Raw genomic sequence first — 13,936 nt, forward strand, 5'->3', positions numbered from 1 at the left:
ACACAGCTTGCGAACAGAGTGCGACTGGCACGAATCCTTGCAAGACTGTACATGCCGGTCGTTGATGCCTGAGGAAGACATAATGGCGAAGCTCAAATCCATCTGCGTTTATTGCGGTTCATCGAACCAGGTGAAACCCGACTATCTGGAGCTCGCCCGGGCGCTCGGTCGTACGATGGCGCAGCAGGATCTGAAACTCGTCTATGGCGGCGGCGGCGTCGGCCTGATGGGCGCCTGCGCGCGCGCCGTCCATGAAGCCGGCGGTGAAGTGCTCGGCGTCATGCCGAAATTCCTGCTTCAGAAAGAACGCATCTTCGAAGATGTCGAACACCGCATCGTCGACGACATGCACACACGCAAGCAGATGATGTTTGACGAGTCGGATGCCTTCATCGTCCTGCCCGGCGGGATCGGCACGCTTGAAGAGGCTGTCGAGATGCTGAGCTGGGCCCGCCTCGGCCTTCACGCGAAGCCTATGGCCTTCCTTGACGAGGACGGCTTCTGGTCGCCCTTCTTCGAACTGATGGAACACATCATTGAAGGCCGGTTCACACCGGAGGAATTCCGCGCCTCCCTCGTCCATGAGGGCACGCCCGAAGCCGCCATCGCCGCGCTTCGGGACCGCATGGTCGTGCTCGACCGCTAAGCTTTCGACAGCCGGCGCACCACGGCTTTGCGCCCGATGAGCGGCAACAGGACGCCCATGTCAGGCCCATGCTCCTGGCCGGTCAGCGCCTTGCGAAGCGGCATGAAGAGGCCGCGCCCCTTGCGTCCGGTCTTCTCTTTCAACGAGCTCGTCCACGCCTTCCACGTCTCTGCCGTGATTTCACCCTCCGGCAGGAGATCGTTGGCCTCGGAAATGAAATCCGCATCCTCGGCATCGATCACAGGCTCGATCTGGCCATAGGCAATATCGGCGAAATCCTTGGCGTCATGCACCGTCTGGCAATTCTCGCGCACCGCCAGCCAGAAGGGCTCATTCGCCGCATCTGGCGCAATCGCGCTGAGCTGCTCCTTGACCGCATCGAACGGCGTTGTGTGGATCAGGGTCGCATTCAGGGCGAGCAGGTCCTTTTCATCGAACTTCGCGGGCGCACGGCCGATCTTCGAAAAATCGAATTCCTTCGCCAGTACGCCGAGATCGTCTCGCGCCTCGATATTGTCGCTTGTTCCGAGCTTGGCGAGGAGCGACACGATGGCCATGGGGAAGATGCCACGCGCCTCAAGCGTATCCATGCTGAGCGAACCGAGGCGCTTGGAGAAGGCCCCGCCTTCGGCATCCACCAGCAACGGCGTATGCGCCATCTCCGGTGGCGTGCCGCCGAGCGCCTTGAAAATCTCGATCTGGGCGCCGGAATTGGTCACATGATCTTCGCCGCGCACCACATGAGTGATCTTGGCATCGATATCATCGACCACGGACGGCAACGTGTAGAGGTAGGAGCCGTCTTCACGGATCAGCACCGGGTCCGACACGCTGGACGTGTCGATACCTTGTGGCCCACGCACCAGGTCGGTCCACTCCACGCGCTCACCGGACAGTTTGAAACGCCAGTGTGGCTTGCGGCCTTCAGCTTCGAGTTTTGCCTTGTCCTCATCGGACAAGTCCAGCGCTGACCGGTCATAGACCGGCGGGCGCCCCCGCGACAGCGCGATCTTGCGTTTGCGGTCAAGCTCATCGGCCGTCTCATAGCACGCATAAAGCAGGCCCATATCGCGCAGCTTGTCGGCTGCGGCGTCATACATGCCGAAGCGCTTCGACTGGTTGAACGTGTCGTCCCAGACCAGACCGAGCCAGGTCAGGTCGGCCTTCAGCCCGTCCTCATAGGCCTGTGTGGAGCGCTCAGTATCGGTATCGTCGATCCTCAGGACAAAGGTTCCGCCCTGCCCCTTGGCAAAAAGCCAGTTGATCAGCGCGGTGCGGACATTGCCGACATGCAGCTTGCCGGTCGGAGACGGCGCGAAACGGACTATGGGTGAACTCATCAATCGTCCCTGAAACGGTTCGTGATCGGATAGCGCCGGTCGCGGCCAAAATTCTTGCCGCCGACCTTCGCGCCGGGCGGCGCCTGCCTACGCTTGTATTCGGCAAGATACAAGAGATGCTCGATCCGCTTTACAGTCGCCTCGTCATGACCGCGCTGCATGATATCGCGGATGTCCTCTTCCCGGTCCACAAGGCCACGAAGAATATCGTCGAGCACATCATAGGAAGGCAGTGAGTCCTCATCCTTCTGGTCTTCGCGCAGTTCGGCCGACGGCGGTTTGGTGATGATCCGTTGCGGGATAACCTCGCCCGCCGGCCCCAGCGCACCACGCGGATGGTTATCATTGCGCCAGCGTGACAGCGAGAAGACCTCGGTTTTGTAGAAATCCTTGAGGGGATTGTAGCCCCCGCACATGTCGCCATAGAGCGTGGCGTAACCGACCGCCATTTCGGACTTGTTGCCCGTTGTAACGACCATGTGTCCGAACTTGTTCGACAGCGCCATCAGGGTCACCCCGCGCAGGCGGGACTGGATGTTCTCTTCCGTGATGCCGGGCTGGGTCTCTGCGAACGCATCGGCCAGCATCTCGTCCATGGCGCCCACCCCAGGTGCGATATTGATGATGTCGTAACGCACGCCCAGTGCCTCAGCGCATTTCTTGGCGTCTTCGAGACTTTCCGACGAGGTGTATTTCGAGGGCATCATTACACACCAGACCCGATCGGGCCCCAGCGCATCCACGGCGATCGCCGCCGTCAGCGCGCTGTCGATCCCGCCCGACATCCCGAGGACGACCCCGGGAAACCTGTTCTTGTTGACATAATCACAAAGCGCCAGGGTCGCGGCGCGGTATTCCATATGCCAGCCATCATGATCCAGCCGGCATCCCTTGCCCTTCAGGATTAGCTTTCGTGTTTCCAGATCGAATTCGACGAGCTCGGTACCGCTCTCGAACTGACCGACCAGCCCACAGCGCTCGGCATGCGTCGAATTCGTCGCATAGGAGCCGCCGTCAAAGACAAGTTCGTCCTGTCCGCCGACCTGATTGACGAAGAGGTATGGCAGATTGAGGTCGCTCCACCGGTCAAAGGCTTCCGCCCGCTCGACATGGATCGACCGGCGCCAGGGGGATCCGTTCGGAATGACCAGAAGTTCAGCGCCAGCCGCATGGGCCGCAGACGGCACGCGTTCGAACCAGACATCCTCGCAGATGGCGAGCCCGGTCTTCACGCCCTTGAGATCGACCACACAGGCTGGCGACCGGCCCTTTGCAAAGAGCCGCTGCTCATCAAAGACACCGTAATTCGGCAGCTCCTGCTTGTCGTAGCGCGCCGAAATATCACCACCCTCGCAGTAGATAATCGAGTTGAAGAGACCGTCATCCTGCCAAGGCGACCCGATGATGAAGGCCGGCAGGTCTGCGCTTTCTTTCGCCAGCTGCTTCACCGCAGCCATACAATCCTCAACCGCGCTCGGCTTCAGGACCAGATCCTCTGGCGGGTAGCCAAGGATGAACATCTCCGCGAAGACGACGAGATCGGCGGCTTTGTCCGCGCCTTCCTGCAATGTCCGGCGCGCCAGCTCAAGATTGCCGTTGATGTCACCGACAATCGGATTGAGCTGGGCAGCGAGAATCTTCAGCGTATCAGTCATGGCGCTGACTTAAGGCCGGTTTTCAGCGCTGCAAAGCCCCCAAAAGGGCGTCACAGACCCGGTGGACCTGATCTTCGGAAAGATAGGGATGCATCGGCAGGCTCAACACCTCGGTCGAGGCCTTCTCGCATTCCGGCAGGCCGCGGGCTGGCGCGAACTGTTCGAAAGCCGGCATCTGGTGGATTGGCGTGTCGTAATAGATCGCCGTCGGAATGCCCTGCTCCTGCAGCGTGTGCCGGATCGCGTCGCGGTCCGGCACACGCACCGTATAAAGACCATGCGCATGCTCATCGCCCTGCTTTGATGCCTGGCTCTCGACCTTGCCTGCGAGCCGCCGGTCGTAGACGCTCGCGGCGTCGGCCCGGCGTTCGCGCTCACCTTCGAAGATGCCGAGCTTTTCCGCGACCACAGCACACTGGATCGAATCGCAACGGCCATTGATTCCGACCCGGATCGATTCCTTGCGATTGCCGCCTGTGCCGTGCCAACGAATCGACCGCAGCAGCTCGCCCATCTCCTTGTCACGCACCAGGATGGCCCCGCCATCGCCATAACCACCGAGCGTCTTGGTCGGATAAAAACTGGTCGCCGTGATCTCGGCGAGCGTTCCGATCCACTGCCCATCCTGCTTGCCCCCAAAGGACTGGGCGGCGTCTGCAACGATGCGCAGTCCGTGCGCATCCGCAACGTCCTGGATCGCCTTGTAGTCGGCTGGCAGGCCATAGAGATCAACCGGAATAACCGCGCGGGCGCGAAGATTGCGGGTCCCCTTCACGCGCTGAATTTTCCGCTCGAGGTCTTCCGCGTCCATGTTGAAGGTCGCCGGGTCGATATCGACGAGGACGGGCGTCGCGCCTGCCAGAAGGACGGCATTCGCCGTTGCGTTGTAGGTAAAGCCGGGAATGAACACCGCATCACCGTGACCATAGCCAAGCGCAATCAGCGGCATCACCAGCGCCTGCGTGCCCGACCCGACAGCGACCGCATCTGCCGCACCGGTAAATTCGCAAAGCTTTCGCTCGCACTCATCCACTTCCGGCCCGCCAATGTAGCGCCCATGGTCGAGGATCGTGATCCACCGGTTTTCCAGTGCAGGGCGGATCGTCGCCTGCTGCGCCTTCAGGTCAAAGAACTGGATGGGGGCATCGGCGGGAAGGTCGATCATCTTTTCTGCAGCGGCCATGGTCAGGCTCCAATCGTCTGAAGAGCGGTCTGTTCGACGAGCTCGGCAAGCCGCACCGCTTCGGCAGCTTCCCGGCCAGGAATAGGGGTCTCGCGCATGCCAAGGCAGGCGATGAAAAAGGCTTCGTCAGCCGCGCCAAGTGGATCGGGCAGGTCTGCGGAGACATCCGCCCGGATCGCATGCGGGGTCGTGTTGACGACCTTGCGCGTCAGGAAGTCGATGGAGATCGTTCCCGACGGGTAGGTGATGGACATGGCCCGGTGGCGCTCGGAGGCGGCCCGGCTCGCCTTGATGACGGCCGTCGCACCATTCAGGAAGTCCAGGTCGGCAACCGCCTCGTCTATATGGTCAGTGTGGCGGACCTGGCCTTCGCCGCTGGCATTGGCGCCCGCACAAACAAGCTTCGCGGCCATGTCGAGATCGTGGATCATGAGATCCCAGATCACCGACACGTCCCCTGCCCGGCCATCCGGCGCCGGAGGACCTTCGCGAACAGCTTCGATGGAGATCGGCTTCTCGTCGATGTCGAAGAAGCCCATGGCAGCCAGCACAAGACGCTCCTGATGGCCCACCTGCAGGACAAGCTCCTTCTCATCGGCAAGCTCTGCGAGACGTTTCGCGGCATCCCCCGAAAGCGCCAGAGGCTTTTCGACAAGCACATGAAGCCCAGCCTCCAGGGCGCGCTGGACGACTGCCTCATGATAGGTCGCTGGACACGCCACGATCACGGAATCGCATACCTCATGCAGGGCAGCCTCGCTCTCGAGGACCGGCGCAGCGTGCTTGTCCGCCAGCGCTTTTGCGCGGTCGGTATCGGGATCGAAGACCCCTGCAAATTCCGTTCGGCCTGAGGCCGCAATCTTTCCGGCATGATAGCCGCCGAACACGCCAGCGCCGATCAGGCCGGTTTTCAGGTACGCCATTCTACACTCCAGTTTGGCTTCCCATCACACCGCTTTGGGGCTCCGCGCAACCAGCCTCATCAGCCCGGTTCATCAAAGAGTCTTGCGAAATCTTACCGGTTTGACTTCACACCGGCGCCCGGCTCCTCCATTTGTGAGCTCAACGATAAACAGGAGGATACCTATAATGCCAGCAATACAATCAAAGGAATGGACACTCGCCAACCGTCCGGTCGGCATGCCGAAGCTTTCCGACTTTGGCATTCGCGACGCTGAGGCGCCAGAGCCCAAGGATGGAGAGATCCAGGTCCGCAATAGCTGGATGTCCGTCGATCCCTACATGCGCGGACGAATGTATGACCGCGAAAGCTACGTTCCCCCTTTCCAGATCGGCGAGACGCTGCAAGGCGGCGCAGTCGGTACCGTAGTCGCTTCGAAGCATCCGGACTTTGCCGAAGGTGATCTTGTCACGTCCATGGCTGGCTGGCGCGAGGCCTGGACGGCTGAACCGCAGGCCGTCATGGCCAACAAGGTACCAAAAACGAACCTTCCTGATTCGGCCCTGCTCGGCGTGGCCGGCATGCCGGGGCTGACCGCCTATGCCGGTATTCTCCGCGTTGCTGAACTGGCCGAAGGCGACACTGTCTTCGTCTCTGGCGCGGCCGGCGCCGTCGGCTCCACGGTCGTGCAGATCGCAAAGATCAAAGGCTGCACCGTCATCGGCTCCGCCGGTGGCGACCAAAAATGCAACCTCGTCAAGGAACTGGGCGCCGATCATGTGATCGATTACAAGAAGCATGACAGCTACGAGTCCTTGCTTGGCGCACTGAAGGCAGCAGCCCCAAAAGGGATCGACGTCTATTTCGACAATGTCGGCGGCGACCACCTTCAGGCCGCTATCGAAGCCGCACGGCCAATGGCCCGCTTCGCCATTTGCGGCATGATCAGCCAGTATAATGCAACCGAACCGCAGCCCGGCCCCTATAACATCATCCAGGTTGTCGGGAAGCAGCTCACGCTGCGTGGTTTCATCGTGTCATCGCATGTTGATCTGCAACCGCAGTTCCTTCAGGACATGGCCGGCTGGATCCAGTCGGGCCAGATGAAATTCGAAGAAACGGTCATGGAGGGCGTTGAGAACGCCCCCGAAGCATTCCTCGGCCTGTTCCAGGGACGCAACAAGGGCAAGATGCTCGTCAAACTTGCCTGACCGTTCACAACGCAACGGAGCAGATCAATGGCGCGCCTGTTCGACGCCTACATCATTGTGGACTGGAGCGCGGCGAGCAAACCGGCTCAGGGGGCGAATTCCGTCTGGGTCGGTGCGCTTGCCCGGGACGCACGGCTGAAATTCCGCTTTCAGTCAGCCAATCCTCCCACACGCCTTAAGGCGCGAGAGATGATTGCCGGGCTGGCTGAACGCTTCACCGCGCGCGGCGACAAGGTGCTGATCGGCTTCGACTTCAGCCTCGGCTATCCCGCAGGGACAGCCGAGGCCATCGGTCTTGATACGGCAGGCAAACCTGCCTGGCAGGCCATTCACGATCATCTCGCAAGCAAGGTGAAAGAGAAGCCGGACAATTCGAATACGCGCTTCGCCATAGCCGCCGGCCTGAATTATGCGATGACAAAGGGGCCGCTCCCGTTCTGGGGGGCCCCGGCACGTGACCAGATCACCACCCTGACCGGCACCAAGGGAGACTTCTCCTCTTCGCCCGTTGAAGAGTACCGGATCTGCGAACAATGGGTGAGAAAAACTCACAAATCAAAACCGAAATCCGTCTGGCAACTGTATGGCGCCGGATCGGTCGGCAGCCAGTCGCTTCTTGGCATTCCGACAGTAAAGGCACTTAGAATCCAGCTGCCCAATTCCGCGATCTGGCCTTTCGAAACGGGGTTCGAAGCGCTCGGCGCCGAGGCACTGGACGGGACGGATATCGTCTTCGCTGAAGTCTATCCATCTCTCGTTACGGCAAGGCCAGAAACGGGGGAAGTTGCTGATCAGGCTCAGGTCCGTGCCCTCGCCCACCATTATTACGGATTGGACGAAGCGGGCAAACTCGGCGCGCTTTTCGGACCTCCGGAAGGGCTCGAAAGCACGCTTATCCCCAAAATTATCGCTGAAGAAGGGTGGATTCTGCTGAAATAGCCCGTGGTTATTGGGTTTTCGGGCTATTTACCCCCTCCGAATCGTGTAGAAAACCATCGCGGCAAGATATCGCCGTAAGCTAAAAGGAGAGCCCAATGAACAAGGGTGAACTTACAAAGGCCGTCGCAGAATCGGCTGGCATGTCTCAAGCAGACGCCGGCAAGGCGGTTGACGCTGTTTTCGACACCATCTCTGGCGCGGTGAAGAGCCGCAAGCAGGTGGCGATCGCCGGCTTCGGCACGTTCCACGCCAAGACCCGTGGTGCTCGCGAAGGCCGTAACCCGGCAACGGGTGAAACCATCCAGATTCCTGAGAAGACCTCGGGCGCCTTCAAGCCGGCTTCGGCTCTGAAGGACATCTAAAAACTAAACTCTCCCGCGAGGGGAATTTAGACTGCAGGGCGGCGCGCTGGTTTCAACCGGCGCGCCGCTTTCATTTCAAGCAGCGTCGTTTGCAGCACACCCGCAATGATCGAGGCGATCAGAACACCTTCCATCATGCCCATCGCGCCCCGCTCGAGCACCAGCCCGAAATACCAGGTCGAAGGGATCATGATCAGGAAGTAGGAGCCCAGGTGAATGAAGGTGGGCGGCCAGATCACATTCTGCGCGCGCAACGCCATCGAAGCCACATTTTGAAGCCCATCGAAGACAATCACGAAAGCCGTGAAACCGACAAGGCCAACAAGCTCCGGACGGATATACACCCCGTCCACTTCGGCCTCCGACTTTACGAGCAGCGCGGCGAGCGGTGACTGGAAGGTGTAGACGAGCGCGCCAAGCACGACGCCGATCATGATGCCAGCCACGATACCAAGTCTCGAGGCATCACGCACTTCATCACTGTTCTTCCGTCCATACGCTTCAGCGACACGCACGCTTGTGGCGGTGCCGAGGCCGAGATAGGCCATGAAGCAGAAGCCGATCACATGGATCGACATGCCATAGACCGTGGTTGCGGCGGTGCTGATCCAGGTCGCGATCACAAAAGTGAAGTTGAACCCGCCCCACTCGGCGACATTCGACACGGCCATGCCATAACCGACCGAGAATTGCCGGCGGTTCTCTTCCGGCGGACCTTCCGGTGAGGACTTGAAGGCCGGTGTGAATTTCCAGACCACGACCAGGAACAGGATAACCAGGAACCAGCGCGTCCCCGTGGTCGCGATCGCAACCCCGTCAGCGCCCATTTTCGGCATGCCCCACCAGCCCGCAACCACGGCGAGGTCGATGATCAGATTGATGATGACGCCGGCATACATGATCGCTGTCACGACAAGCGGGCGGCGCAAGGCTTCGAGATAGGAGCCAGCGACATGGGTCAGCATGTGACCGATCAGGCCCAGCGCGAGTATACGCGATACAGAAGCCGTCCCCGCCGCAATGCTTTCCTCAAACCCAAGAGCACGGAACATCGGTCCCACGACCACAATGATGGACAGGGTCAGCAGCGCGCCGAACCAGAGCGAAAAGCCGATCCCACGCCGGAAGATGCGTCCGCTCTCAGGGCCTTTGCCAATCCCGGCCAGTTCGGCTGTCAGAACAGACACGCCCATGAGCAGGCCCATTGTCAGGCCAAGCGACACGCCAATGGGTAGCCATGAGTTCAGGACAAAGGGAAGCTCGCTCGGCGCATTCTGGCCGAGCACGATCACATCCGTCAGGCCCATGAGCATCATCGCGGCGCGCGAGACGGCAATCGGCCCTGACAGCCGCAACAGGTCTGCAATGTCGGACGGCCGCGCCCAGGCGGGCCAGACCCGCCTGCGGTGCATGGCGATGTCTCCCTAGATCAACTCGCTTGGCGAGCCTCTGCGTTGACAGCTTCTTTCATGAGCTGGAGCTTCTCTGCGATCAGGAAGGCCAGTTCAAGCGCTTGTTCGCCATTCAGGCGAGGATCGCAGTGAGTGTGGTATCGCGATGACAGGTCGGCTTCCGAAATTGCCTGGGCGCCACCGATACACTCGGTCACGTCCTGACCGGTCATCTCGAAATGCACACCACCCGGGTAGCTACCTTCAGACGAGACAATGTCGATGAACTGGCTGACCTCGGAGAGGATGCGATCCACCGGTCGCGTCTTGAAGCCGCTTTCGGTCTTCAGCGTATTGCCGTGCATCGGATCACAGGACCAGACGACACTCCGCCCACTTTTCTGGACGGCGCGCACAAGCGGCGGCAGGCCTTCCTTCACGCCTTCGGAGCCGAAGCGCGAAATCAGCGTGATCCGTCCGGGCTCATCCTTCGGGTTCAGCGTCTCGATGAGCTGCAGGAGCTCATCGGTCTCCATACCGGGGCCACACTTGATGCCGAGCGGGTTACGGACACCCTTGCAGAACTCGACATGCGCATGGTCGAGCTGGCGCGTACGGTGGCCGATCCACAACATGTGGGCTGAGGTGTCATACCAGTCACCCGATGTGGAATCGACGCGCGTCATCGCTTCCTCGAAGCCAAGCAGCAGCGCTTCATGCGAGGTGTAGACATCGACCTTCGCCATCTGAGGGACTGTTTGCGAGCTGACGCCGCAGGCGTTCATGAACGACAGAGCGTCGCTGATCCGGTCAGCCAGCGCTTCGTAGCGCTTACCCTGTGGAGAGCGGTCGACAAAACCGAGCATCCACTGATGCACGTTTGCAAGATCGGCATAGCCGCCCTGGGTAAACGCACGAACGAGGTTCAGCGTCGAGGCGGCCTGCGAGTAGCCCTGGATCAGGCGCTCCGGATTGGGCAGGCGTGCTTCGGGCGAGAAATCCATGCCATTGATATTGTCACCGCGATAGGACGGCAGCGTTTCGCCATCAATCGTCTCGGTCGGAGACGAGCGCGGCTTACCGAACTGGCCAGCCAGACGGCCGACCTTTACGACCGGCTTGGACGCGGCAAAGGTCAGCACGACCGCCATCTGAAGCATCACGCGCAGCGTATCGCGGATATTGTCCGCGCTGAATTCCTTGAAGCTTTCGGCGCAATCACCGCCCTGGAGCAGGAAGGCTTCACCGGCCGCAACCTGGCCGAGGCTCTGCTTCAGTCGACGGACTTCGCCAGCAAAGACGAGCGGCGGATAGGCCTTCAGGCGCGCTTCCACATCCGCAAGTGCGGCGGCGTCCGGATAATCTTCCGGGATGTGCTTTGCTGGCTTTTCTCTCCAGCTGTTCGGTGTCCAGGTCATCGCTTCATCCTTCCAGCGCGCGTATCAATCACAATGGGGGAGACGACACAAGTTTTACCACATTTTGCGGCTCAGTTGTGTGGCGGAATCATCGCGGTTGGCTTAGGCCAGCAAGGAAAATCCCAGTATAGCGGAGCCTCCCCCATGTCCCACGCTTTCATCGTCCACGGCCCGAAGGACGTCGACAGCCTGCTTACAGTGCACGAAGCGCTGCGCAAGGCGGGCATCCAGGCGTGGTATGAGCCTCCCGGTGCGGAAAGCCGTGAAAGCCACACAGCCATTGCGGAAGCTATCGACAAGGCTTTTGCGATGATCGTGCTTGTCTCGGCCAGCAGTATCCGGTCGCGCGAAGCACAGGCGCAGATCGAGCGCGGCATCGCCCGCGGTCTTACCATCATTCCCTTTCGCGTTGACAATGCGCGCTTGTCCGGCGTGTTCAAGAAACAGCTTGCCGACACGCTGAAACACGCACTCATGGATGAGGGGGGTCTGGACAAACTGGTTACAGAAGTGCGGGCACGCTACAGGCGCAAGTGCCCGGTCATCTCGGTCATGAACCTCAAGGGCGGTGTCGGCAAGACAACGATCTCGTCACAGGTCTTCGGCGCCTGGCAGGCCGCCCTCGGCGGACGGATCCTGCTGGTCGATCTCGACCCGCAATACAATCTCACCCAGACCTTCTTCGACATGGAGGCTGCCGACAAAAGCGCGGCGAATGATCGCTCGGTCATTTCCCTGTTCGAAAAAAGCAAGCTGCACGCAGCTGGCGTGCCGTCACCGGCTGAGGCCTGGAGCCGGCTCTCAGTCGAGCCTTTCCCCACCCCGGCGGCGAGCGAAATCGTTCATCCCGTGCTCACCGAGGATGGGCCGGGTGGGGTCCTTGATCTGATCTCAGGCCAGTTCGAGATCTCGAAGTATGCCTTTGCGACGGATGCTGCTGCGCTCTCGGCCATCAATACGAACTTCCAGCGCATGATCGAGCATCTACGCAGCGACTATGACCTCATCGTCTTCGACACCAATCCGAACGCGACGTTCCTGACCCGCTGTGCGCTCGAGGCCTCAGATCGCGTCATCGCTCCAATGCACCCGGACATGTATTCCCTGCGCGGTGTGAAGCTCCTGAATCAGGTGCTGAACGAGCATATCGATCCGGATGCCCGCCCGAAGCTTTCGATCCTGTTTAATAAGGTCGCGCGAAACGAACAGTCCGCCTTCGAGGCAGATGCCCGTAATGGCGCTTATGACCAGCGCGCTGGTTTCAAGCTGTCTGAGGCTCTGCTTCAGCACGCCCTCCCCCGCAGCGGCCATCTCGACGTGCGCTCACCGGACTCTGATCAGGCCCCCTGGAAGTCGCTGGTCATACACAATGGACGCGGAGGCGGCCTGAAATTCATCCGCGAACAGCTGAAAGCCGTCGCCTCCGAGATGAGCGCCCTGGTAACAGCCGCCTGATCAGGCGGGCTCGGTTTCGGGTACCCATTTGTGGCGCATCGTGACGATTTCCTCGGCTATGGTCGGATGGACGGCGCAGGTCTGATCGAACTGCTGCTTGGTCACGCCCATCTTCACGGCGACCCCGATCATCTGGATCATCTCAGCGGCTTCAGGGCTGACGATATGGACGCCGACCACCTGCTGGGTCTCGCCATTCACGACCAGCTTCATCATCACCCGCTCTTCGCCGTCCTCGAGCAGCGCCTGCTTCATCGGCTTGAAGCGGGTCTTGTAGATATCAACCTTGTCGAGCGCCTTGCGGGCTTCGGCCTCGGTCATGCCGACAGTGCCGACCTCGGGCTGAGTGAAGACACCTGAAGCAACGAAGTCGTGCTCGAAGCTCCATTCCCTGTCGCCGAACACCGTATCCGCAAATGCGTGCCCTTCCCGGATGGCGACGGGCGTCAGCTGGATACGGTCTGTCACATCGCCAACAGCGAAGACGTTCGGAATGTTCGTGCGTGATGCGTCATCGACGATGACAGAACCTTTCTCACTCAGATTCACGCCCGCCTTGTCGCAGCCAAGATCATCGGTCGCGGCCCGGCGCCCCACCGCCATAAGGATCACATCGGCATTGAGTTTGGTGCCGTTGCTGAGGTGGATGCAGTAGGGGCATTCTTCGCCATCCACCTCGTTGATCTCGTCGAAAACGGCCGAGGTGATGACGCGCACGCCCGCTTCTTTCAGGCCTTCATGCACAGCTGTGCGAACGTCCCAGTCAAAACCGTTGAGCACGGTGTCACCGCGATAGACCAGGCAGGTCTCGACGCCGAGCCCGGCAAAGATGTGGGCAAACTCGCAGGCAATGTAGCCGCCACCAGCGATCACAATGTGTTTCGGAAGCGTCTCCAGATTGAACACTTCATTGGAGGTGATGGTGTGCTCGACCCCCGGAAGCTCCTCAGGGGCTGGCCGCCATGGCGTGCCGCCGGTCGCGATCAGGATCTTGTCGACGGTGAACGTCTTACCGCTATCCTTGAGGGCGATCGTATTGGCATCCTGCATCTCAGCGCGCTCTTCAAAGACATCGACGCCGGCATTGGCGAGATTGCGGAGATAGATGCCCGAGAGGCGGTCGACCTCGGCATGCATTTTCGACATGAAAGCCGGGAAATCGAATCCCTTGGCTTCGACATCCCAGCCATAGTCGCGCGCTTCCTGCAGCTTGCTGCCATACTCGCTGGCATACACCATGAACTTCTTCGGGACGCAGCCTCGGATCACGCAGGTGCCACCGATCCGGAATTCCTCGGCGATGGCGACCTTTGCTCCGGACTGGGCCGCGATCCGTGCTGCACGCACGCCGCCAGACCCGGCGCCAATGACAAACAGGTCGTAATCGTATCCGAGGTCAGCCATGAAAATATCCTTCCGGTTTCAGTATCTTCCG

Annotated in this window: 12 protein-coding genes; 5 read left to right on the top strand and 7 right to left on the bottom strand. The window is 60.4% G+C overall.

What is annotated here, in order from left to right:
• The first annotated feature begins 82 nt into the window (after window positions 1–82).
• Window positions 83–646, top strand: coding sequence for a TIGR00730 family Rossman fold protein (locus tag Q1K29_RS06115; protein ID WP_300392073.1), 564 nt, complete (start codon window positions 83–85; stop codon window positions 644–646).
• Here the strand turns inward: Q1K29_RS06115 and gltX are convergent.
• The 4 genes from gltX to Q1K29_RS06135 are packed head-to-tail and all read right to left on the bottom strand — an operon-like array spanning window position 643 to window position 5,747.
• Entirely contained in the window at window positions 643–1,986 is a 1,344-nt protein-coding gene (gene gltX, locus Q1K29_RS06120; RefSeq protein WP_300392074.1) for a glutamate--tRNA ligase, read from the bottom strand. The genes Q1K29_RS06115 and gltX overlap by 4 nt on opposite strands.
• Window positions 1,986–3,641: an NAD+ synthase gene (locus Q1K29_RS06125; protein ID WP_300392075.1), complete on the bottom strand. Its 1,656-nt coding sequence runs from the start codon at window positions 3,639–3,641 to the stop codon at window positions 1,986–1,988. The genes gltX and Q1K29_RS06125 overlap by 1 nt, the downstream gene beginning before the upstream one ends.
• Before the next feature lie 22 nt (window positions 3,642–3,663).
• Complete coding sequence (locus Q1K29_RS06130) at window positions 3,664–4,824, bottom strand: DegT/DnrJ/EryC1/StrS family aminotransferase (RefSeq protein ID WP_300392076.1); 1,161 nt, start codon at window positions 4,822–4,824, stop codon at window positions 3,664–3,666.
• Window positions 4,825–4,826: 2 nt separating this feature from the next.
• A complete protein-coding gene (locus Q1K29_RS06135; protein WP_300392077.1) occupies window positions 4,827–5,747 on the bottom strand; it encodes a Gfo/Idh/MocA family oxidoreductase in 921 nt (306 codons plus the stop codon).
• A gap of 166 nt (window positions 5,748–5,913) precedes the next feature.
• On the opposite strand from Q1K29_RS06135, the gene Q1K29_RS06140 reads away from it, so the two are divergent.
• The 3 genes from Q1K29_RS06140 (at window position 5,914) to Q1K29_RS06150 (ending at window position 8,237) form a co-directional block, all read left to right on the top strand.
• Window positions 5,914–6,936, top strand: a complete 1,023-nt coding sequence (locus Q1K29_RS06140) for an NADP-dependent oxidoreductase (RefSeq protein WP_300392078.1) — start codon at window positions 5,914–5,916, stop codon at window positions 6,934–6,936.
• Between the two features lie 27 nt (window positions 6,937–6,963).
• Window positions 6,964–7,875, top strand: coding sequence for a hypothetical protein (locus tag Q1K29_RS06145; RefSeq protein WP_300392079.1), 912 nt, complete (start codon window positions 6,964–6,966; stop codon window positions 7,873–7,875).
• Between the two features lie 95 nt (window positions 7,876–7,970).
• On the top strand, window positions 7,971–8,237 hold the full coding sequence (locus Q1K29_RS06150) for an HU family DNA-binding protein (protein WP_084393670.1): 267 nt from the start codon (window positions 7,971–7,973) through the stop codon (window positions 8,235–8,237).
• A gap of 26 nt (window positions 8,238–8,263) precedes the next feature.
• Here the strand turns inward: Q1K29_RS06150 and Q1K29_RS06155 are convergent, their stop codons facing one another.
• Both Q1K29_RS06155 and Q1K29_RS06160 read right to left on the bottom strand, forming a co-directional pair.
• A complete protein-coding gene (locus Q1K29_RS06155; protein ID WP_300392080.1) occupies window positions 8,264–9,649 on the bottom strand; it encodes an MATE family efflux transporter in 1,386 nt (461 codons plus the stop codon).
• 17 nt (window positions 9,650–9,666) lie between these two features.
• Complete coding sequence (locus Q1K29_RS06160) at window positions 9,667–11,046, bottom strand: class II 3-deoxy-7-phosphoheptulonate synthase (RefSeq protein WP_300392081.1); 1,380 nt, start codon at window positions 11,044–11,046, stop codon at window positions 9,667–9,669.
• A gap of 144 nt (window positions 11,047–11,190) precedes the next feature.
• Between Q1K29_RS06160 and Q1K29_RS06165 the strand changes: the two genes are divergently transcribed.
• Window positions 11,191–12,501, top strand: a complete 1,311-nt coding sequence (locus Q1K29_RS06165; RefSeq protein WP_300392082.1) for an AAA family ATPase — start codon at window positions 11,191–11,193, stop codon at window positions 12,499–12,501.
• Here the strand turns inward: Q1K29_RS06165 and gor are convergent, their stop codons facing one another.
• Window positions 12,502–13,905, bottom strand: a complete 1,404-nt coding sequence (gene gor, locus Q1K29_RS06170; RefSeq protein ID WP_300392083.1) for a glutathione-disulfide reductase — start codon at window positions 13,903–13,905, stop codon at window positions 12,502–12,504. It abuts the gene before it with no gap.
• Window positions 13,906–13,936 lie beyond the last annotated feature (31 nt).

The sequence above is a fragment of the Henriciella sp. genome (assembly GCF_029937755.1).
Taxonomy (GTDB): domain Bacteria; phylum Pseudomonadota; class Alphaproteobacteria; order Caulobacterales; family Hyphomonadaceae; genus Henriciella.